Raw genomic sequence first — 19493 nt, 5'->3', positions numbered from 1 at the left:
GGTGACGAACTGGCGGGAGACAACGGAGTCGCGCTGGCGGTTGGCGTTGTCGCGTTGCTGGTCGGCGTTCTGTTGTGCCTGGACCGCCCACCCGGTGGCGGTGAGTGACAGCAGCGTGGTGACCGCGAGGACCAGGGGCGATGGTGCGGGTGCGGCGGGTGCGGATGGTCTGGGCACGGGTACTGGCATCCAGCAGGCCACGTTCGACCCGGTTGAGGGCCGGCTTGTGCCCAGTGGTGATCCAGCGCAGGGCCTGGTCGAAATGGGCGCCGGTCAGCACATCGCTGCGGCGCTGTCCGTGGTCGTCCCAGACCCCGGCGGCCTCGCGGACGCGGTGGTGGGCGGCCAGGTCCTGCCGGTGGTTCTCGGCCCAGTCCCGCAGCCGAAGCCAGGCCCGCAGCACCGCCGGCCGGGTCAGTACGACCTGCCGTCCTGCTCGCCGCCCGGTCTGCTCCTGCATCCGGTCTCGCGTCTGGTCGGGTGCCGGTTCGCCGGTGAGGGTCAGCAGGGGCGCGAAAGCACGCACCACCCGCTCGAGCGCTTCCCCTTCGGCGCGGTCGGGGCGGTCGAACAGTTCCGCCACCGGTACCTGACGTACCGACCAGCTTCCATGGTCTCCGGGGACCAGGCAGCGCAGGAACACCTCGGGGACCAGGTTCTGCTCCTCTGCGGGCAGAGCGGTGTAAGCGTCCTCGGCGAGCTTGCCCAGCGCCGGGTCACCCGGCGCCCACCCCGAAGGCGGCCCGGCGAGTTCGGCGCCCCGATCGACCAGGTCCTGCAGATCACCGGCCTCCTGACGGGGGTCACCGGTCAGCACCGCCAAAATCTGTGACGCCGAAGGGCGTCGCAGCAGCTCCTTGTCCAGCGCCGCCGCTACCAGCGCGCGCAGCGACTCGGGCAGCGCGGACAGATCGGGGTCGCAGGTCCGCACCTGGTACGCGATCTGCGGCAGATCAACGCCGGTGAAGGCGTGCCGGCCGGTGGCCGCGAACACCATGATCGCGCCCCAGGCGAACACATCGGCCTCGGCACCGGCCCCCTTCCCCGCGTACACCTCCGGGGGCATGTACCGCAGCGTCCCGACCAGCCCGCCGTCCTGGGTGGCCGAGCCGGTGTCCAGCACCCGCGCGATCCCGAAATCGATCAGCCGGGGACCATCGGGCCCCAGCATCACATTGCCGGGCTTGAGATCGCGGTGCACCACCTTGGCCTGGTGAATCGCCGCCAGCGCGGTGGCGATCCCGATCCCCAGCCGGTGCAGATCGTCCCCGCCGAACCGGCGCGGCACCCGTCCACCCGCACCCGTGACGGTTTCCTGCAGGCTCAGCCCGTCGATGTACTCACTGACGATGTAGGGTCGCGGCGGCTCCAGGTGCACCTGCAAGATCCGGGCGGTGCAGAACGTGGCGACCCGCTGCGCCGCACGCGCCTCGGCCGCCATCCGCTCCAGTTCCCGCGGCGATTCCGACGTCCCGTGCAGCACCTTGATCGCCACCCGGCCCCCGTCAGGGCCGTAGGCCTCATACACCACTCCCTGCCCGCCGGCGCCCAATCGCCCCGCCGGCCAGAACTCCCCGATCCGTTCCGGATCTCCCGGCTCCAACCGATCCACCAAGAAACCCTCACCCCGCTCTTCCGCGGGACCGGCCGGCCACCGGCCGCCTCACGGCACCACGATCAAGAAATCGATTTTCAACGCTGTGACGCCACCGATACCGGCAGAGTTCACCAGAATCCCCAGAGCGCTCCTTGGACCGGCTGATGCTGCACTGCCTGAGCCGCGACTACGAAGCCCGCCTGGTCCGGTCCGAAGCCATGATCCACCGCGCCGCCATCGACCTGATGAGCTGCCGCCTCATGACCGCCTGCGGTTATCTGCTGACCGGTCTCACGCCCGGCGAGTGGCGGGTGGTGGACGCCTTCGAGAACCCGCTCTACGACTTGGAGCGCATCGAGCTGCTTGACAGGGGCCACGGATGGGCCTAGGGCTGCAAGCCCGACGATGTCGAGCCAGATGACTGGTCAGCCGAAGAGTTCGAGGCCTAGCACCTGCCCGCCTACGTGGAACGTTGCGCAGCATGGCGCCACTGCTAAGAGGCCCGGGAGCAAGTCAGCGGACCCACCAGGCCCCAACGGCCCCCGATGAGAACCTTCATTACGGTTTCAAGGGCGCCGCTCCGCGCCGCCGGCGGCCGCCCGCCCCGGCGCGCCGGGCATGCGGCCTGTTCCGTCCGGTCCCGCCGCGCAGAGCCGGTCACGGCCGCCCCCGCCCACAGGAGGGGCCCATGAAGCCGCAGCGGAGACCCTACCGGCAGGAATGGATCAGTCAGTATGTGCCGCACACCAGGCATCTAGGTCGTCGTAAGTCTGAGGTGATGCGCCAACAGGGATTCGTCCAAAGTTGATGTACACCGTGCCGTTGGTGGTCTTCAGCCGCCAGAGCTGAAACTGGTCCAGTTCGTACTCACTGAAGCGCCGAAGCAGGTGCACGAACGTGCTGAACTCGGCATCAGACAGCGAACCCGTGGGTTGAGCTTCATTCATGGGGCCAAGGTAGAGGAGGGGGCCGCCATCCCCGATATGAGGCTGGACGTGCCGAAGCGGAGGCTTCGCAGCCCCCGCGAGCCGGAGGGGATCACTGAGGTGGATCCACGGTGGGTACAGGCGCTACTCGTTGACGCCGAACGCATCGGCCGTACCAGCCACCATCCCGACGACGTGCTGGAGATCATTGCCGAGGTACTGGCCTGGGTGGATCCAGTCGATGCCGAGCGGCTGGCTCCCACCATCACCACACCCGTGCACCATTCCAACGCTCTGAAGAAGGTCGCCGAGGCGTTGGCCAACGTGGACCCGGACGACGCCGAACGCCTCGCCGGCACGATCGCTCGCCCACATCAGCAGGCTCGGACCTTGGCCGGCATCGCCAGGGCATTGAACGAGCGGTCCACTGATCAACAACAGCGGTGAACGATCAGGGCCCAACGAGCCTGCGTAGAACGTAGGAGCTTCCCGCCGGCCGCCGTCCTGAACGGAGATCTATGAGATCAGGGCCGGGGCGCGAGCGCGAGGCCACAGTCGAGGCGCTGCTCGTGAAGATCTGCTGCACAGCACGGACGTGCAGCAACAGCCCCTCACAGCGGCTACACGGGCTTACGGTGGCGCACGTCGCGGGCTGGGTGAGGGCGCGACGGGGCAGGAGCGCCGGTGGTTCGCATCGAGGTGGTGTTGTGCGACCTGACGGCGCCAGCCCATCAGCCGTGGATCAGGGCTCGGTCTCCCGAGCCATAGGGCTGTGACCGCGTAGCCTGCGGCTCATGTCCGAGCCTGACGAGATGATTCGGCTTTCGCCGGACGAGGCGTTCGTCCTGTACGACTTCGCTCACCGCTTGGTCCTCGACGTCAGCGCTAAGGAGGTCGAGGCGATCTTTGAGGACCGTGGTGAGTGGATGGCGCTGTCCAGCGTGCTCGGCCAATTGGAGACACGTCTGCCTCAGATCTTCATGCCGGACTACCGCGAACGACTCCATGCGGCACGCGCGCGCCTACGGCCTGTTGACGAAGAGGCCGTCGAGGAGCGCAACGCGGACGAGGGGTGCTGACGCGGATGCTAACGGCGGGTATGGATGGGGCTGGACGTTGTTGGAACCGGCGGGCGGTGGGGGGCTGGACCGCAGGCCAGGGGACGTCTGTGGGCGGGTGTGAATGTTGTTCGTTGGACTCGTAATGAGTCGCTCCATGCCTTAGCCCTATGAGCGCCACAGTTTGGCTGGGGTGGATTGCATGGTTTACGGGCCAAGGGTGGAGACTTCGGGCATGGCGGTCACAACGCAGTTTGCCAGGATCATGCCCGGACAGCTTTCTGAGTGTCGACGCTCGGTTGCTGAGCTGGACAGACTTTGCTCGTTCGAGATGGTCCCAGCATCGGAGCACCTCGATCTGGACTGGGCGGGTAACGCCCTGGTCCGTGTGTGTGAACACGCTGGTGTCGGCAACGTGCCCGCCCTGCGGCGGGCGATCGATGGAGATGATGAGGTCAATGCTGCATACCGTGATTATCCGTACTCGGTTATGGAGCAGCCCAGGGCTCTGGAGCCAGCCGATGTCCTCACGTTGGCAACCGCACTATGCGACATCGACATGGACCGTGTTCTTTCTGCACTTCCATCGAATCCTCGAAAGTTGAAGGACGCAATCCGCGGAGTCCTCACTGACTTCCACGGCGATCCGCGCCCCTACATCACCAGGCATTTCAACGCGCTCCGCGATTTCTATACTGTGGCCGCAGACAAGCACCTGGCCATCGTGGTCTGGTGGGACTGAATCGCATAGTCGTACTGGCATGACTCCGGGACTTCGGCGCCACGCAGAGTGGCTTGTCCGGTAGTCGAGCGAGCACGGAGGGATAGCCCTGCGGCCCCAGGCCCCGGAAAGCATGCTCGCGAGATGGGCGCCAGCCGGGGAGGCGGCGGGCGATTAGCCAGGGTGATCAAGGGGCAACAGTGGTCACTTGAGGATAGGTATCTCGGCGGTTCAGCCGGTACAGCAGCCATGATCGGCTTGGTTCCCAAGCTGGCAGCGCGGGTTCGATTCCCGTCACCCGCTTGACAGCAAAGGCCCCCGGGGGTTGGAGGGGAGCGATCCGGAGCCTGGGTCTTGGTCCGTTCCGGTGAGGGGGGCGTTGCTCTGCTCTGTGAGCCGACCTGGTCTGTCTCGGCGATGAAGCGGTGAGGGTTCAGGTGCGGTCGGTGGTGATGGCCTAGCCCAGTTGCTGTGCCATCTCATGATGAAAGGAGACCAACTCCGCCATGGGAACAGCCTTCCGTGATGCCTTGGACAGGTCCTTGCCTTCCACGGTTGAGGGTGGCGGCCAGGTGTGGATGCCTTCGTCCAGTCCAAGCGCGGCGACTTCAGTCTCCCAGCCGGGCCAGCGCAGGGTGTTGTAGAACTGCGTCAGCGAGCCGGCGAGCACGGCGTACAGCCAATCGGCATACCCTTGTTCCAAGTCCAGCCAGCCGAGATCGTCCGGACCGAAGTAGTGGACCGTGGGCGGCAACCCCGGCGCAGTCGGCACCCAGGCGAACTGACCGCCCAATGCGTCGTAACCCACCACGAGGCTGCGTGACGCCGGATCGGCTTGGGCCACGATGTCGGGAAGGCCGCCCCCGCCACTGCCGAGCACTCGCAACCAGCCGTGATCCACGAGAATCCCACCGGTATGGGCGACGACGGCCCCGAGCCACGATCTCGTCGTGATGCCCAACTCTGCCAAGCAGCTCTCCGCACGCTCAGTGTCCGGGGCCGACATCTCGACCGGATAGGGCGCCGCCTGTACGGCGGCGAGAACCTCGTCCCACGCTGAACCGTTCACGTCTCCAGTCTTTCAGCCCAAGCGGGATACGGTGCTCCAGGCCGTGGCCGTCCCCACGCTCGGGATTTGCTCGCTTCGCGACCCGTGTGGTTCTCACCGTGCCCTGGCCGCCGCGTCCTGAGCTACCGTCGAGACGTGGACGCGGTGGAGATAAGCGGGCAGGTCTGGCGGGATGGAGTGCGCCGGCGAGGCACTGTCGAGCAGGACCGGGAAGCCTTGGCCCGGCTCATCGAGTACGACGCCGACCCGTTCGAGGTCGAGCTATACGAGTTGGCAGCCGAGCCGCGTACGTTGCTCATCGACCGTGCACAGCGACGGCGAGCCGGACAACACGAGCGCCACGTACGGCGGTTGAAGACCCGAGGTCAGCGTCCGCGCGAGTGACAGCAACGGCCGCCACCAGTGCCCACCACCGGCGCACCTGGAACACCGTCCAGCCTTGGCGGACTTGCTCCGGGCAGGGCGGTCGTTCTAGCTGAAATGCGGACGGCCGCGGTTCGATGCAGCTGTCGGCATAGCGTTCCGGAGTAAGGGTGTCCGTGCAAGATGGCGAACCACGATACTCAGAGGTTCAGCAGGCCAGGCGGTAGGCGACGGACGATTAGCGAGCGATTGGCCATGGTGATCAAGGGCCATTCACGGTCACTTGCGGCACGCCGCAACGCCAGGTCAGCGGCCGTGACGGCCAGGATCCGAATGATTCCCAAGCTGACAGCGCGGGTTCGATTCCCGTCACCGCTCCACCACGAAGCCCAAATCCGGAACGCGGTCGTGAGCAGCGCCGTCGACGAGCGCTCAGTTGCTGGTGGTGGTTCTGTCCGCGTGTAGCGGCAACGTGTGTCGATGAGTTTGGGCAACACTCCTGATCCCTGGAGTGTCGTGTGATGAGCTTTAGCAACACTCAGGGGCTTGCGGTGGAGAGTATCTGATACGTCCCTCTCGTGAGGGGGCTCGGATGGCGCGTCAGTTCGAGACCGAGAGTTGTATGCGGCCATTCGGCATGGCTGTGCCGGCGGGCCTGTCGATCCGCAAGTGATGCGCAAGCACCAGGTCTCGCACCCGACCGAGAAAGGCCAGGTAATCCGACCGCATAAGTCCCCGCCGTAGGCGCCCGCGCATGCGTCCGCCTGTGGCGTGATGTCGGTGGCAGGTGCTTGTGTGGCTTCCCATGGACCGCAAGGAGCTCATAGCGACCGTGTCTCGCCTCATGGGAGCCGAGGCCGGTGACCTGACGTGCGAACAGCCCGGGCATCCGGGCGGGCACACCTGCGTGCTGGTCTCTGACGGCGGCGGCATCACTCCAGAGGACGAGTTCGATAGCCGGTACCCCGGCATGTACTGGAGGGACGAGCCGCCGATGGCCGTCCCGGACGAGCACCTCTGGGACCAGGCCTGGGCACACGGCATGCGGGCGGTCGCGATCGGGCAGGACGCGGACGGCCGTCTGGTCGTCGCCGTCGCGGAGCGGACCATCCCCGAACCGATCGATCCGCCGGCGGAGCTGTCCTGGGTGCAGCGGCTGGTCGCGATCACGGGCGGACCGTCCTCACCCGTCCCCGCGCCCGACTGGGTGGCGGTCGAGTCGCGGGTCGGCACGTCCCTGCCGAGCGACTACAAGCGGCTCGTCGAGACGTTCGGCTGCGACGGCATGTTCAACGGGTTCTTCTGTGTCTTCCCCCCAAAGGAGCTGATCTGGCACACCGAATATCACGCCGACAACGACATGACCTTCGGAGACGAGCATCCGCCGTTCCCTGCCCCGGGCGGGCTGCTCCCCTGGTCGAACAACGAGCACCAGGAGACCTACTTCTGGATCACCGAGGGGCCCGACCCCGACCAGTGGCCCGTCTACGCCGTGGACAGCCTCGACCAGGGCAGCCGGTTCGAGTGCACGGCCACAGAGTTCCTGTTCCGGCAGATGACCGACCAGGAGCACCCGTTCCACATCGCTGCGGAGCACGTACGCGGACACTGGTTCCAGCAGGACGTCCCCCCGGAGTCCTGACCTAGGGGACGGGCACCGAGGCTCTATGCCCGCCCTGCGCATCGTTGAGGTAGCCCCAGGTCCGCAGGCCAGCAGTTGGGTCTACACGACCGTCGGTGCCTCCCTTCATACCGATCAGCCTGAGAGCCGCCGGGAGTTCGTCCTCACCGCGCCGGTCCGCGAAGTGACCGCTTCTTGGTGAGCCTGACCTACCTCCACGGACCGGCGCTTGAACGCTGCGCACTTCCCAACGGCCATCAAGCACGCTTCCTGTGGCTGCTGCCCGTAACCGCCTCAGAAATCGCCTTCCGCCGAACGCATGGCACCGAGGCGTTGGAACAACTCTTCGACCAGGCCGGAATCGACCCCGTAGACCCAGATCGGGCAGCCGTCTCCTAGCTGGCCCAACCACATCTCTTGAGACGACAACCATGCACGTCACGCGGTGATCTGCTCGTACAGCCTGGGCTTGGCCTGACCTGACGAGGAGACCAGTTCGCCGGGTTGCATCTGTGCCGCAGGGTCCGCAGCGCCGTGCCCGTCCCGTCCGGGTAGACGTACCGTCTTTGGCATGAGCGAGTCGACGGAGCAAGTGGTCCACATGGCAGGCAAGGTCAAGAACGGCGTTGCTATGCCGCTATGTCACCAGGCCTTTGCCCAAGGCGTGAACTACGACGAAATGGATCGTGCCACGTGCAGGCGATGCATAGCCGCCGCCAGGGCCGCCAGGGATGCGGAAGAACGCTGGTACCGGGATCAGGAAGACCACTACGGCGAGACGCTCTGATCAGTTGTCCGCGTTGCGCACCCGACGCGCCGCAAGGACGACAGTATCCAGCGCGCCGGAGGGCACTCCCGCACGAAACGGTACGCCGTTCGCACGGGAGTATCGTCCGGACCGGTTGATGTGGGCACGGAAGTGGTCGAATATTGGGCCGATGGCTGAGGTGTCAGGCGAAAAGACCGCGAGTCGTACGGAAGGCCAGTGCTCCTGGGCGACGAGGAGAAACGTGAATGCCGGCTTGGAAGGTAGCGCGAACAGTCAGGCCGGTCGCCCTGAGTCACCACCGCATCCGAGTATCTGGATCCTGCTGAGCGCGATCCTTTCATTCTTTCTCGGTGGCCCGATTCTTTATTATCTCTCGATCGTACCGACGGCGATGGGCGTGTTGCTCTCCGTGTGGACGGCCATCGCGCTCAGACGCCGATCGGTACGGCGTAGTCGACGGGACTTTTTCGCCTGGCTCTGGGTCATGCTTGCCGGCCTCGCGCCTATTTTGTTGCTATGGACTGCCTTGCTCCTACTTGTCTAAGAGGGATCGAAGGTTCGGCCGAGGACGTCGCCGTTCGATGCAGCACGCCGGCTGAGCGCTCCGAAATGAGAGTTTCTGTGCGAGAAGCCGTTCTCGTCGAGCACCTGAGCTCGTGCCTGCCCTCGACAGGGGAGGCTGGACACTGTGCCAAGCAAGGAGACCCGTTGTGTGGATCGTTGACGTGCAAGCCGATCCGGTGAAGGACCCCACCGAGGAACGGATCCTTGCCGCAGTCCAGGAGGCGGTCCACACCGGACGGGGTGAGATCTGGATCAGGCAGTGGGCAGACCAGGAACACGGACCCGCGCTTGCCATGGTGATCGGCGGTGCTCGTGCCTTCGTGGCGGCGTTCTCCGGCATTGATGAGGTGGGTCACCACGCCATCGATCCAGCGGCGCCCTCGGCCCCATCCGAGCGGTACGCCTTGGCCAACGGTCAGGTCGATGCGTACGACGACCGCGACACTGTTTCCATTCACTACATACCGCAGATCGTGACTCACTTCCTAGCCACCCACGGCCGCTGGAACGGCGTGCAGTGGTATCACGACGGCGCTACACCCCTCGATTGACCGAACGGGAACCTGGGGGCTCCACCACCCCAGACCCCCGCTAGCCTGAGTATTCGTCCGCACGGACAAGTCTCTCAATGCTTCTCACCGTTCGCGCGGATGAGCATTTCTCGAGCGTCGCACGGACGGCAATACCAGCAGTCGCCGCCGCACGAGGGCGGTGAACTCGTCACCCTTCGGTGGCTTGTTCGTCGTCGGCGGCCCGGGTCGTTTGCGCGGCGAGGGCCGACATGATCGGGTACGGGGCCAGCAGGACGGTGAGCATCAAGGTGTTCAAGGGCCAGGCGGTGACGATCTCGCTCAGGGTGGCGAGGGCCATCAGGACGTAGACGGTGAAGAAGTTCAACAGGAGAAGCAGGCACCCCGGAGCGGCGAAACAGCCCGGAGCAGGCAGCCGGAGAAAGCCGGCCATCGCAGCGGCCACAGCCGAGAACAGAATGGGTGTCGTCCATGCGGCGAGCAGCGCCGGCCCGAGGCCGGGGACGCATCCGAATTCGTCTCCTGGGCAGTCGTCGCCCGGAAAGTCCCCCACGATGAGGATGGTGGCCGCGAGCGCTCCGGCGGCCAGCAACGCGGCAATCCCCACAAGCAGGCCGCGTAAAGCCGCCCAGGTCAGTTCGGCCCACTTCGGCCGAGGCATGTCCGGATCACGTCGCATGCTTGGCCATTGTGTCGCAAACGTTGCTATACAGCACCGGAGACAGTAACACGTCCCTGACATTGGCTCGCGCGGATTTGCAGAGGCCCACGTCACAGCAGTGGTGCCGGTGATTCGCTTCCAGGTGGTCGCGGGATCTCCGCGTGCGATTCGGTGAGGGACGCCGCCAGAGGCACGACCGAGTCGAGTGGGCATGCTCGCCCGCGCGCGCCGGGGCGTGCGGTCTGCCCCTTCCGGTGCCGCCACGCCGGTTCGCCCGACCGCCATGTTCGAGACAGCGGACTACAAGCGGCTCATACTCCGAAGCGCCGGTACCGTGTCGTCCGTGAAAGATGCGCCGATCGATGTCTTCATGGCCGACCAACCGAGTCCTTCCCGCCGGGTGACCCTGCGCCACCTGGCCAGGACCGATCAAAATGAGTTCCTCGGCCTGGTGAAAGCCAGCATGGGACTGCATCAGCCATGGATGTCTTTGCCGTCCACACCAGAGTTGTACGAGGCTTACCTCACGCGATACGAGCAGCCCGACGAAGAGTCGATGGTGATCTGTGAGCGCGGTAGTGGAGCCATCGCCGGTGTGGTCAATATCAACAGCATCATTCGGGGACGATTCCAATCCGGATCCATTGCCTATGCTGCATTCGCTCCCAGTGCCGGTCAGGGCTACATGTCCGAGGGCCTCACACTGGTGGTGCGCTATGCCTTTGAACAGTTGCGGCTGCACCGGCTCGAGGCTCAGATCCAGCCCGGTAACCACGCCTCGCTCAAGCTGGTCCGACGAGTCGGCTTTCGCCATGAGGGCGACTCGCCCGAACTGCTGTACATCGATGGAGCGTGGCGCGATCACGAACGATGGGCGATCACCAACACCATGATCGACATCAAGCCCACGCCTCCCCACGCGACGCTGCCGGGGCGCTGAACGGTGCTCGTCCCAGCGGGCCGAAGGCGGCCGTGTGAAAGGGCCGAGGTGCTCACGCGGCTTCGGCGCTGAGGGTTTGGGCCACGGAACGGCGGGCTGCGATTCGGGCGGGTACGGCGGTGAGTGCTGCTGTTACGGGTAGGGCGGCGAGCGCGGCGGTGAGGAGTAGCCACGCGGGGGGCCAGGTCGTGTTCGCGGCGCTGAACGGCAGGCACAGGATGAGGCCCATGGGGATTCCGGCGAGGGCGCCGGGCAGGGTCGGAAGTAGTTGTGCGGCCGACAGCCCGGCGGTGATCTGTCCGGGGGTGGCCCCGAGCGTGCGTGCGATGGCCATGGTGGGGCGGGCTTCTTGTGCCGTGGTCCAGGTGATGGTGAGGGTGTTGACGGCGGCGAGGACGATCAGTGCGGCGGCGACGGCCAGGATGACGTGGCGTGCCTGAGCGTCTCGCAGATCGTTCGCCATGGCGGAGCCCGGGTAGCCCTTCAGGGGTTGGGCGTAGATCACCAGTAGGCCCGTGATCGCGCTCAGTGTGACCGCGGTGCTGCAGGCGTGCAGGAGCGCGCGGCCGGGCCGGCGGGCGATCAGGCGTAGCCCGAGCAGGAGTGGGGTCGGGAGCAGCGCGGACAGTCTGGTCAGGCGGGCCCGGTGCTGGGGGAGACGCGCGGTGTCGGCGAGTGCGGTGACGGTTTCGGTGCGCAGGGCTCGTACGGTCGGGCCGAGGGTGGTGAGGCCGGCCACGGCCAGGGCGACGATGGTCGTGATGGCGATGGTGGTGCCGGTCGGCCCGGTGGCGGTGGTGATCAGGCTGGCGCTGGGATTGACGATGGCGGGCTCGATCAGCCGTGCGACGAGCAGCCCCAGCGCGTCGGCGATCAGCGCCAGCGTGAGGTATTCGGCGAGCAGGACGGTGGCGATGAGGCCGGGTGCGGCGCCGATGGCCTTGAGCAGTCCGACCCGGTGGGTCTGCTTGGCGGCACGTCCGGCGGCCAGCGTGGCCACGCCGCCGACGGCCAGGAAGGCGAGCAGCCAGCTGCCGACGACCAGGATCGGCTGGCTGTCCTTGAGCATGACCGTGTCCTGGTCGGCTATGTGCCGCCAGGTTTTGAAGTTCACCCAGGTGTCCTCGAACGCCGGGGCCTTGGCGAGGTCTTGCGTCAGTGACCGGGCGGTGTCGGGATTCCGCAGTTTCAGGTAGATGAGGGAGGTCACCGGGATGTCGGCCGATGCCAGTGTCCGGGTATCCCGTTCGGTCAGCCAGACCAGGCCACCGCCGTCGCTCGGCCCCCCGCCCGGGCCGATCCCCGGCGCCCACGGGTAGACCGAGCCGGCCGCGGTGACGGCGATCCCGACGATCGGAAGCCGGCGGCCGCCGATGGTGACGTGGTCGCCGACTTCGGCGTCCAGAGCGGTGGCGAAGCCGCGTTCGACCACGATGCCTCCGGGACGCACCCAACTGCCCGAGGTCACCAGCGGACGGTCGATCGGGCCCGGCGCTGTGTCGGTGACCTGCGCCAGCGCGGCTCCCGTCGAGCCGTTCGCGGTGAGTTTCGTGTAGTACTGGCGGTGCGGTCCACTGTGCGCGATCACCCCGGGCGCATGCTCCAAGGACTTCAAGGCCGTGATCGTGGTCCGGCTGGTGCCGGGTGAGAACGCGACCACGTCCGGTCCGGCCGTGGCCGCCCGCGTCTGCCCGTACAGCGTTTCGGTCGCGCCGTGCAGTGATCCGGCCAGGCCCAGGATGGCGGTGGCGGCGGTGACCGAGACGAGGAGGATCACCGCCTCGGTGGGATGCCGGCGTACGTCGGCCAGGACGAGGCGGACGACGAGCAGGATGCGGCCCACGGCGTTCAGTCCTCCAGCTTGATCAGGCCGTCGAGCCGCCCGGTGCGGACTGCCAGCCGGGTGTCGTCGACGAACATCCCGTCGCGCATCGAGACCAGCCGGTCCGCGGTGGCCGCGACCCGCTCGTCATGCGTGACGACCACCAGGGTCTGCCCCGCGGAACGCAGGTCCTCGAAGAGTCGGAGCACATCGAGGGTCGCCGCGGTGTCCAGGTTCCCGGTCGGCTCATCGGCAAGGAGGACCAGTGGTTCGTTGGCCATGGCACGGGCGATGGCCACGCGCTGGCGCTGTCCCCCGGACAGCTTCCAGGGCAGATGCCGGGCGCGGTCGGCGAGGCCGAACTGCTCCAGGAGGTGGGCCGCGCGGCGTCTGGCCGCACGTGGCGAGCTTCCGGCCAGCAGCGCGGGCAATTCCACGTTCTCCGCCGCGGACAGTTCCTCCACCAGATGGAAGGCCTGGAAGACGAAGCCCACCGCCCGGCGCCGCATCCGGGCCAGGCCCCGCTCGCTCACGTTGTCGATGCGCCGCCCGGCCAGCCGGACTTCGCCGTAGGTGGGCCGCTCCAGGCCGCCCATCAGGTGCAGCAGTGTGGACTTCCCGCAGCCACTGGGCCCCATCACGGCCAGCATCTGTCCCGTCGGTACGTCCAGGTCGACTCCATCGACCGCGCGGACCAGGCTCTGCCCTTGGCCGTGCTCCTTGTGCAGATCGCGGACCTGCAGCACATCGTCGAACTCGTTCATGCACCCTCAGCTTCGGTTTTCGTCTCTCGACCAGATCCGCTCGCAGGCCGCCAGCCAGCGCAGGTCCGCCTGCAGCCGCAGCGCGACTCCTTCCAGCAGCAGGCCGACGGTCGAGTCCTCGGGCTCGGCCAGCGCCGCGCGCTGTGCGTCACGCAGGCGTCGCATCAGCTCGCGGCGGTGGAGGTCCACGAGCTCCACCGGATCGGCGAGCCGGGCCGCGGCCGCCGCAGCGAGTTTGAGGTGGAACTCCGCCAGGTTCGGTTTCGGCCAGCTCACGTCGGCCATCCAGGCGGTGACCCGCTGCTGTCCGGCGGGCGTCAGTACGTACATCTTGCGGTCCGGCCGTTCCGGCAGCCCGTCCGCACGTTCGCAGGCGACCAGTCCCGCCTTCTCCAGCCGGCCCAGGGTCACGTAGATCTGGCCCGCGTTCATCGCCTCGCCCAGCGGCCCGAGAGCCCGCCGCAACCGCACGTCCAGGTCATAGCCGTACGACGGTTCCTTCGCGAGCATCGCCAATACCGCGTCCTGCATGCCAGCACCTCCTAACCGTTAGGTATAGATAGCGGTTAGTGGATGCAGGTGTCAAAGCGGCGGCCTGCCGCCAGGGGAGTGGCCGCGGTCGGTGTACGGCAGGGCGCCGGCTTTCGTCGTAGCCTGAATTCCGACCGTGATGGACAGGAGGCCGAGGTGGCAGAGACGACGCTGACCGAGACGGCGGTGGCCGAGGTGATGGCCGAGCTGGCCGCGCTCGAGGACCCCAGGGCACGCGAGGTGAACGAGAGGCACGGTGACGATCACGGTGTGAACCTCGGCAAGCTGCGCGCGGTCGCGAAGCGGCTGAAGACGCAGCAGGAACTCGCGTGCCGGCTCTGGGAGACGGGTGACACTGCGGCGAGGCTGCTGGCCCTCCTGATCTGCCGCCCCAAGGCGTTCGAGCGTGCCGAGTTGGACGCCATGGTGCGCGATGCGCGCACGCCCAAGGTGCACGACTGGCTCGTGAACTACGTGGTGAAGAAGAACCCGCACTTCGAGGAGCTGCGGCTGGCCTGGTCCGCCGATCCGGATCCGGTGGTCGCGAGTGCCGGCTGGGCGCTGACCACCGAACGCGTGGCGAAGAAGCCCGAGGGGCTCGATTTCGCTGGACTGCTCGACGTCATCGAGGCGGAGATGAAGGACGCCCCGGAACGCCTGCAGTGGGCGATGAACCACTGCCTGGCCCAGATCGGGATCGAGTCCGCCGAGCACCGCGCCCGTGCGATCGGCATCGGTGAGCGCCTGGAAGTACTCAAGGACTACCCGACCTCCCCGGGCTGCACGTCCCCGTTCGCGCCCATCTGGATCACCGAGATGGTGCGCCGGCGGAACGACGAGTAGGACGGCTCGTACGGCTGGAGGTTCGGGCGGGCTCGATCACGGCGTGATGCCCCGGGTTCATGTTCTCGGACCGGAGTGAACGCCGTACATTGCGTTTGGTGGGCATTGAGACTGAGGCGGCCGGTCCGGTGTTCCTGCGCCGGATATCGGCCGGGGACAGGGATGAGTTCATCGCGCTGGCGAAGGCCAGTGAGGGGCTGCATCACCCTTGGGTGTACGTGCCGACGACGGTCGAGGGTTTCGCCGAGTATCTGGCTCGGTTCGACGGAATCACCGCGGTCGGTTTCCTGGTGTGCGTACGAAACGACGTCGCCGGGTTCGTGAGTATCAGCCGGATCGAACGGTCGTCGTACGAGCGGGGCGTGCTCGGGTACGGGGCGTTCGTTCCGCACGCGGGGTGCGGTTACATGACCGAGGGCGTCGGGCTCGCCGTACGGCACGGGTTCGAGCGGTTGGGGCTGCACAGGCTGGAGGCCGATATCCAGCCGGAGAACGCGGCGTCGCTGCAATTGGCGCGGCGGGTGGGGATGCGCCGGGAGGGGTTCTCGCCGGGGCTGATCAGGATCGCCGGGGTATGGCGAGATCACGAACGCTGGGCGATCGTGCGCGACCGGGTTTAGTGATCTTGACAATGCGTGTATAAGCGGACGGAGGATCCTTTTCCGCGCAGCGCCGCGCTGGATCTCATTCCGGGGAGGTCGTTCCAGCGTGGCCATCGATGCCGAGGACCGAGCGGAATGGCCGGACACGCTCGACGTCCGGGCCCTGCTGGAGCAGGGATGGCGGCCGACGCCGTTCCGGGAGTTCGTGGTCAAGGTGCACAGCCGGTGCAACCTGGCCTGCGACTACTGCTACATGTACGAGATGGCGGACCAGGGATGGCGCCGCCAGCCGCGGCGGATGAGCCGGCCGATCGTCGACCTGGTGGCGCGCCGGATCGCCGAGCACGCTCAGTCGAATCTGCTGAGCGGCGTGGACGTGGTGCTCCATGGCGGGGAGCCCCTGCTGGCAGGCGTGGAGCATCTGCGGTACGTCGTGACGACATTGCGCGCCGCCATGCCCGATGTCCAGGTGGATCTGAGCGTGCAGACGAACGGGGTCCTGCTCGATTCGTTCTTCCTCGACCTCTTCGATGAACTCGACATCGTGGTGGGGGTCAGCATGGACGGTGACGAGGAGGGACACGACCTGCATCGGCGGCGGGCCAATGGGGGCGGGAGCTACCAGGCCGTACGGGCGGGCGTCGAGGCGCTGACCCGGCCGCGGTACAAGCGGTTGTTCGGCGGGCTGCTGAGCACGGTGGAGCTGCGCAACGACCCTGTCAGGACGTACGAGGCCCTGCTGGAGTTCGATCCGCCCGCCGTGGACTTCCTGCTGCCGCACGGCAACTGGGACACCCCGCCTCCGGGGCGCCCGGCGGATGCCTCGACGCCGTACGGCGACTGGCTCATCGCCGTGTTCGACCGCTGGTACGGGGCGGAGGTACGGGAGACGCGCATCCGGATGTTCAACGAGATCATCCGGCTGCTTCTGGGCCGGCGCTCCTACGGCGAGGCGGTAGGGCTGTCCCCGATCTCACTGGTGGTGGTGGAGACCAACGGCCAGATGGAGCAGGTGGACTCGCTCAAATCCACCTTCGAGGGGGCGGCCGGTACGGCGCTGCACGTCTCGCGCGATGCGTTCGACACCGCGCTGATGCTCCCGCCGATCGTGGCCAGGCAGATCGGGCTCCGGGGCCTAGGGCCGCGCTGCCGTGCGTGCGAGATCCGGCGCGTGTGCGGTGGCGGCCACTACGCGCACCGGTACCGTCCAGGGCGCGGCTTCCTCAACGAGTCGGTCTACTGCCACGACCTCTACCGCCTCATCACCCATATCCATGGAGTCGTGTCCGCAGACGTAGAGGCCCTGCGGAACGGTTAGATGGGCGGCGGGTCGAAGTCGACGTCCAGGTGACGTCCCTCTAGGAAGACCACCGCGTCGGGGTGGTCGAGCCCAAGCGTGCGGGTGTACGCGGCCTTGGTCTCCTCGAAGAGGGTCCTGGCTTCCTCGTCCTCACCAAGGGCATACAGATCGACGGTGAGATTGGCGGCGCAGGAGAGCGCCATCGGGTGGTCCTTACCCAGGACGACGCGCAGGCGCCGCAACGTACCGCGCCCTAGCTTGCAGGCGTCGTCGTACTCGCCCAGCGCCGCCAGGTCGCTCGCCAGGTTCGTGGCCACGGTGAGCGTGTAGTGGTGGTCGCGGCCGAGCTTGAGCTCCAGACCGTTCAGGGCCTGCTCGTTCAGTTTCCTTGCGGTGTGGCAGTCGTCCCTTACACGGTGCATGATGGCGAGGTTGCCCATGCAGCCGAGGTTGTACGGATGGGTGGCCCCGTACACGCGCGGGTAGCGCCGCACGGTGTCGGCCGCCAGATCGATGGCGCCGTCACTGTCGCCACGGGTACGCAGGATGTTGGCCAGGCACATGGCGGCGGCGAGCGTGTCGGGGTGTTCGAGGTTGAACTGCCTGACACAGCGTTCGTGTACGTCCTCGGCCAGTTCGAGCGACCGGTCCAGGTCTCCGACGCGGCGCCAGGCGATGGACAGGTCCTTGGCCGTGCGCAGCGTCCAGTTGTGCTCGATGCCGAACTCGTCCTTGCTGTACGCGTAGGCGTCCTCGCCCAGGTCGCAGGCTTCCGAGTAGTCGCCGCACAGGCGGACAGCGCGCGCGAGCCCGCTCCAGGCGTTCAGCAGGGTGAGCTTGTCGGTGCTGCCCGTCTCAATGGTCAGGCAGGCTTGGTACGCCTCTTGCAGCAGTTTCTTTGAGCCGGTGTAGTCACTGCTCAGGCCGTAGTCCAGTGCGAGGCTGTTGGACGTACGGATGGTGCGCAGGTCGTCGGCACCGTACTTGCCCTCGAACCGCCGCAGCAGTTCCTCATCACGTTCCCTGGCGCGCTGGAACTCGCCGGTGGCGCGCAGGTCGGCGCCGTCGCCGCGCAGGAACCGCAGGGTCACGATGTCGTCGGCGCCCATCACCTTCTCGGCGATCGGCATCGAGGCGCTGGTCAGCTCGGCGGACTGCTCGTACTGGCCCAGCTCGCGCATGATGTTGGCCTGCTCGAGGCGCAGTTCGAGGACGTCCGGATGCTCCCCGCTCGAGGTGGCGATCCAGTCGGCCAGGAACTGCTCCACCAGTCCCTTGGCCGAGCCGTAGTCGCCGGACGCGGACAGGTAGCGCACGATGTTGAGGCACAGCCTGCGGGCCTCGGGGCTCCGGCTGGTACCGACGCCGGCGGGCGTGATGTGCCCGAGCAGGCTGGAGTAGCGCGGCCAGTTGATGGGCTCGTACGGGTCCGCGGGGGCGTACCCGGCCAGCAGCAGGTGCACCTCGTCGCGCATCCGCTCCTGCTCCTCCGGCGGGAGCTCCTCGCGCAGCAGGGCCTGGATCAGCCGGTGGACCTGGATCGTCCGGCCGGGGATGTCGAGCCGGGCCAGCGCGTACCGGCCGAGCTCCCCGATCACGCGGCTCAGCCGGATCGGGTCGGCGATCAGCGGCGCGAGGCTCGGGCCGAGTTTCACCCGCGGCTGGCTGAACGCGTCGCGCGGGATCGGCTCGGGGCCGAAGAACGCGCAGCAGCGGAGCAGGTCGACGGCGTCGGGGAGCTTCTCGTTCAGGCTGGTCACCGACAGGCCCCAGGCGGCGGTCATCGACACCGGGTACTCGGTGGGCTTGCCCTCGGCGAGCAGCTGGCTCGCGCGCTCGCGCAGCAGCCGCAGGTACTCCGCGACCCCCATGCCGGTCTCGGACTGCAGCGCCCCCGCCTGCTCCAGGGCCAGCGGGAGGTCGCCCAGCTCGTGCGCGAGCCGGCCGGCGTCCTTGGCGCCGATGCCCTTCGGGACCCGCCTGGTGAGGAACTCGACGCTCTCCTCGCGGGAGAACACGTCCACCGCGACCGTGTCGACGACCCCGTCCCAGCGGTGGTTGCGTGAGGTGATCAGCACATGGCCGGGGCCGTGCGGGATGATCTCGCTCAGGTCCTCGGGCTGGTCGGCGTTGTCGAAGATCAGCAGCCATCGGTCGTACGGGTCGCCGCGGCGCAGCGCGTCGAGCACGGCCTTGGCGGCGTCCTCGATGCCACTGGCGGTGGCGGGCGGCAGGCCGAGGTGCGGGGCCAGGCTCGCCAGCGAGGACCGGACGAGGACGGGCTGGTCGGCGGGGATCCACCAGACCACCTCGTACTCCGACCGGTAACGGTAGGCGTACTCCACGGCCATTTGCGTCTTACCCACACCGCCGAGTCCGTGCAGGGCATGGGGGACGACCGCCGTGACCTGCCCGGCGATCCGTGCCCGGAGTTGGCTCAGCAGTTCCGCCCGGCCGGTGAAGTTCTTGTTGCGCTGCGGGACCCTGCCCCACACCTCGGGAGCACGTCCGGCCGGTCGAGCCGCACCTGGGCGTGGATTGGTCATCCGGCACACACCTCCGCGTCAGTCCCGCATCCTCGACCTTTGCGATTTTCCGTTGTCCTTACCTTGGGGACAACCCCGTCATCCGCTGAAGCCCGGAAAACTTGCCGCGGATCTCCGAAATTGCGTCACGTGACACGATCTTCCTGCCCTTCCGTGATTCGGCTGGATGCGAAGTCGGAATGTGTGTGATCCCTAACCGGGATATGGACGAAAGTGGTCACCGGTGAAAGAATCACCTCGACGCGGTCCGCCGCGGCAGCCATCGC

Annotated in this window: 20 protein-coding genes and 1 pseudogene; 13 read left to right on the top strand and 8 right to left on the bottom strand. The window is 67.2% G+C overall.

All coding sequences use genetic code 11. From position 1 onward, the window contains the following. Positions 1-298: 298 nt before the first annotated feature. A pseudogene (locus ACH34Q_RS42665) lies at positions 299-1612 on the bottom strand (serine/threonine-protein kinase); the annotation flags it as partial. A gap of 137 nt (positions 1613-1749) precedes the next feature. Here ACH34Q_RS42665 and ACH34Q_RS42660 point away from each other — a divergent pair. Beyond that, positions 1750-1986 (top strand): hypothetical protein, encoded by a 237-nt coding sequence (locus ACH34Q_RS42660; RefSeq protein WP_395988927.1) that lies wholly within the window; start codon positions 1750-1752, stop codon positions 1984-1986. A gap of 336 nt (positions 1987-2322) precedes the next feature. Here ACH34Q_RS42660 and ACH34Q_RS42655 read toward each other — a convergent pair whose 3' ends face one another. Beyond that, positions 2323-2544, bottom strand: coding sequence for a hypothetical protein (locus ACH34Q_RS42655; protein ID WP_395988926.1), 222 nt, complete (start codon positions 2542-2544; stop codon positions 2323-2325). 99 nt (positions 2545-2643) lie between these two features. Between ACH34Q_RS42655 and ACH34Q_RS42650 the strand changes: the two genes are divergently transcribed. From ACH34Q_RS42650 to ACH34Q_RS42640, 3 genes are all read left to right on the top strand, one after another. Further along, positions 2644-2970, top strand: a complete 327-nt coding sequence (locus ACH34Q_RS42650; protein ID WP_395988925.1) for a hypothetical protein — start codon at positions 2644-2646, stop codon at positions 2968-2970. A gap of 347 nt (positions 2971-3317) precedes the next feature. Then, the gene (locus ACH34Q_RS42645) at positions 3318-3602 is read left to right on the top strand and encodes a hypothetical protein (protein WP_395988924.1); all 285 of its coding nucleotides are present in this window, start codon (positions 3318-3320) and stop codon (positions 3600-3602) included. A 214-nt stretch (positions 3603-3816) separates the two neighbouring features. After that, on the top strand, positions 3817-4323 hold the full coding sequence (locus ACH34Q_RS42640; protein WP_395988923.1) for a DUF1877 family protein: 507 nt from the start codon (positions 3817-3819) through the stop codon (positions 4321-4323). A gap of 436 nt (positions 4324-4759) precedes the next feature. Here the strand turns inward: ACH34Q_RS42640 and ACH34Q_RS42635 are convergent, their stop codons facing one another. Continuing rightward, positions 4760-5371, bottom strand: coding sequence for a DUF2625 family protein (locus ACH34Q_RS42635; protein ID WP_395988922.1), 612 nt, complete (start codon positions 5369-5371; stop codon positions 4760-4762). A gap of 135 nt (positions 5372-5506) precedes the next feature. On the opposite strand from ACH34Q_RS42635, the gene ACH34Q_RS42630 reads away from it, so the two are divergent. From ACH34Q_RS42630 to ACH34Q_RS42610, 5 genes are all read left to right on the top strand, one after another. After that, complete coding sequence (locus tag ACH34Q_RS42630; protein ID WP_395988921.1) at positions 5507-5755, top strand: hypothetical protein; 249 nt, start codon at positions 5507-5509, stop codon at positions 5753-5755. Between the two features lie 811 nt (positions 5756-6566). Beyond that, the gene (locus ACH34Q_RS42625) at positions 6567-7376 is read left to right on the top strand and encodes an SMI1/KNR4 family protein (RefSeq protein WP_395988920.1); all 810 of its coding nucleotides are present in this window, start codon (positions 6567-6569) and stop codon (positions 7374-7376) included. A 177-nt stretch (positions 7377-7553) separates the two neighbouring features. Next, a complete protein-coding gene (locus tag ACH34Q_RS42620; RefSeq protein ID WP_395988919.1) occupies positions 7554-7754 on the top strand; it encodes a suppressor of fused domain protein in 201 nt (66 codons plus the stop codon). A gap of 172 nt (positions 7755-7926) precedes the next feature. After that, the gene (locus ACH34Q_RS42615) at positions 7927-8142 is read left to right on the top strand and encodes a hypothetical protein (RefSeq protein ID WP_395988918.1); all 216 of its coding nucleotides are present in this window, start codon (positions 7927-7929) and stop codon (positions 8140-8142) included. A gap of 692 nt (positions 8143-8834) precedes the next feature. Next, positions 8835-9239: a hypothetical protein gene (locus ACH34Q_RS42610; RefSeq protein WP_395988917.1), complete on the top strand. Its 405-nt coding sequence runs from the start codon at positions 8835-8837 to the stop codon at positions 9237-9239. Between the two features lie 169 nt (positions 9240-9408). Here the strand turns inward: ACH34Q_RS42610 and ACH34Q_RS42605 are convergent, their stop codons facing one another. Beyond that, positions 9409-9897, bottom strand: a complete 489-nt coding sequence (locus ACH34Q_RS42605) for a hypothetical protein (RefSeq protein ID WP_395988916.1) — start codon at positions 9895-9897, stop codon at positions 9409-9411. A 193-nt stretch (positions 9898-10090) separates the two neighbouring features. Here ACH34Q_RS42605 and ACH34Q_RS42600 point away from each other — a divergent pair, with 193 nt between their 5' ends. Beyond that, positions 10091-10819: a GNAT family N-acetyltransferase gene (locus tag ACH34Q_RS42600; RefSeq protein WP_395988936.1), complete on the top strand. Its 729-nt coding sequence runs from the start codon at positions 10091-10093 to the stop codon at positions 10817-10819. 52 nt (positions 10820-10871) lie between these two features. Here ACH34Q_RS42600 and ACH34Q_RS42595 read toward each other — a convergent pair whose 3' ends face one another. The 3 genes from ACH34Q_RS42595 to ACH34Q_RS42585 are packed head-to-tail and all read right to left on the bottom strand — an operon-like array spanning position 10872 to position 13936. Next, entirely contained in the window at positions 10872-12662 is a 1791-nt protein-coding gene (locus ACH34Q_RS42595; RefSeq protein ID WP_395988915.1) for an FtsX-like permease family protein, read from the bottom strand. A 5-nt stretch (positions 12663-12667) separates the two neighbouring features. Further along, positions 12668-13405, bottom strand: coding sequence for an ABC transporter ATP-binding protein (locus tag ACH34Q_RS42590; RefSeq protein WP_395988914.1), 738 nt, complete (start codon positions 13403-13405; stop codon positions 12668-12670). 6 nt (positions 13406-13411) lie between these two features. Next, a complete protein-coding gene (locus ACH34Q_RS42585; RefSeq protein ID WP_395988913.1) occupies positions 13412-13936 on the bottom strand; it encodes a PadR family transcriptional regulator in 525 nt (174 codons plus the stop codon). 198 nt (positions 13937-14134) lie between these two features. Here ACH34Q_RS42585 and ACH34Q_RS42580 point away from each other — a divergent pair, with 198 nt between their 5' ends. From ACH34Q_RS42580 to ACH34Q_RS42570, 3 genes are all read left to right on the top strand, one after another. After that, on the top strand, positions 14135-14779 hold the full coding sequence (locus ACH34Q_RS42580; protein WP_395988935.1) for a DNA alkylation repair protein: 645 nt from the start codon (positions 14135-14137) through the stop codon (positions 14777-14779). 98 nt (positions 14780-14877) lie between these two features. After that, on the top strand, positions 14878-15399 hold the full coding sequence (locus tag ACH34Q_RS42575) for a GNAT family N-acetyltransferase (protein WP_395988912.1): 522 nt from the start codon (positions 14878-14880) through the stop codon (positions 15397-15399). An 88-nt stretch (positions 15400-15487) separates the two neighbouring features. Next, positions 15488-16699 (top strand): FxsB family cyclophane-forming radical SAM/SPASM peptide maturase, encoded by a 1212-nt coding sequence (locus ACH34Q_RS42570; RefSeq protein ID WP_395988911.1) that lies wholly within the window; start codon positions 15488-15490, stop codon positions 16697-16699. Here the strand turns inward: ACH34Q_RS42570 and fxsT are convergent. Further along, positions 16696-19227 (bottom strand): FxSxx-COOH system tetratricopeptide repeat protein, encoded by a 2532-nt coding sequence (fxsT, locus tag ACH34Q_RS42565; protein WP_395988910.1) that lies wholly within the window; start codon positions 19225-19227, stop codon positions 16696-16698. The two genes, ACH34Q_RS42570 and fxsT, sit on opposite strands and share 4 nt — an antisense overlap. Between the last annotated feature and the right edge of the window lie 266 nt (positions 19228-19493).

The sequence above is a fragment of the Actinomadura sp. 9N407 genome (assembly GCF_044326315.1).
Taxonomy (GTDB): domain Bacteria; phylum Actinomycetota; class Actinomycetes; order Streptosporangiales; family Streptosporangiaceae; genus Spirillospora.
The sequence above is the reverse complement of the archived record's forward strand: the minus strand, read 5'-3'. Positions and strand labels throughout refer to the sequence as shown.

Excerpts from the sequence above, each read along its gene's own strand:
- ACH34Q_RS42590 (WP_395988914.1), bottom strand. The coding sequence starts at position 13,405 with ATGAACGAGTTCGACGATGTGCTGCAGGTCCGCGATCTGCACAAGGAG.
- ACH34Q_RS42640 (WP_395988923.1), top strand. The coding sequence starts at position 3,817 with ATGGCGGTCACAACGCAGTTTGCCAGGATCATGCCCGGACAGCTTTCT.
- ACH34Q_RS42655 (WP_395988926.1), bottom strand. The coding sequence starts at position 2,544 with ATGAATGAAGCTCAACCCACGGGTTCGCTGTCTGATGCCGAGTTCAGC.
- ACH34Q_RS42645 (WP_395988924.1), top strand. The coding sequence starts at position 3,318 with ATGTCCGAGCCTGACGAGATGATTCGGCTTTCGCCGGACGAGGCGTTC.
- fxsT (WP_395988910.1), bottom strand. The coding sequence starts at position 19,227 with ATGACCAATCCACGCCCAGGTGCGGCTCGACCGGCCGGACGTGCTCCC.
- ACH34Q_RS42605 (WP_395988916.1), bottom strand. The coding sequence starts at position 9,897 with ATGCGACGTGATCCGGACATGCCTCGGCCGAAGTGGGCCGAACTGACC.
- ACH34Q_RS42585 (WP_395988913.1), bottom strand. The coding sequence starts at position 13,936 with ATGCAGGACGCGGTATTGGCGATGCTCGCGAAGGAACCGTCGTACGGC.
- ACH34Q_RS42580 (WP_395988935.1), top strand. The coding sequence starts at position 14,135 with ATGGCCGAGCTGGCCGCGCTCGAGGACCCCAGGGCACGCGAGGTGAAC.
- ACH34Q_RS42600 (WP_395988936.1), top strand. The coding sequence starts at position 10,091 with ATGCTCGCCCGCGCGCGCCGGGGCGTGCGGTCTGCCCCTTCCGGTGCC.
- ACH34Q_RS42615 (WP_395988918.1), top strand. The coding sequence starts at position 7,927 with ATGAGCGAGTCGACGGAGCAAGTGGTCCACATGGCAGGCAAGGTCAAG.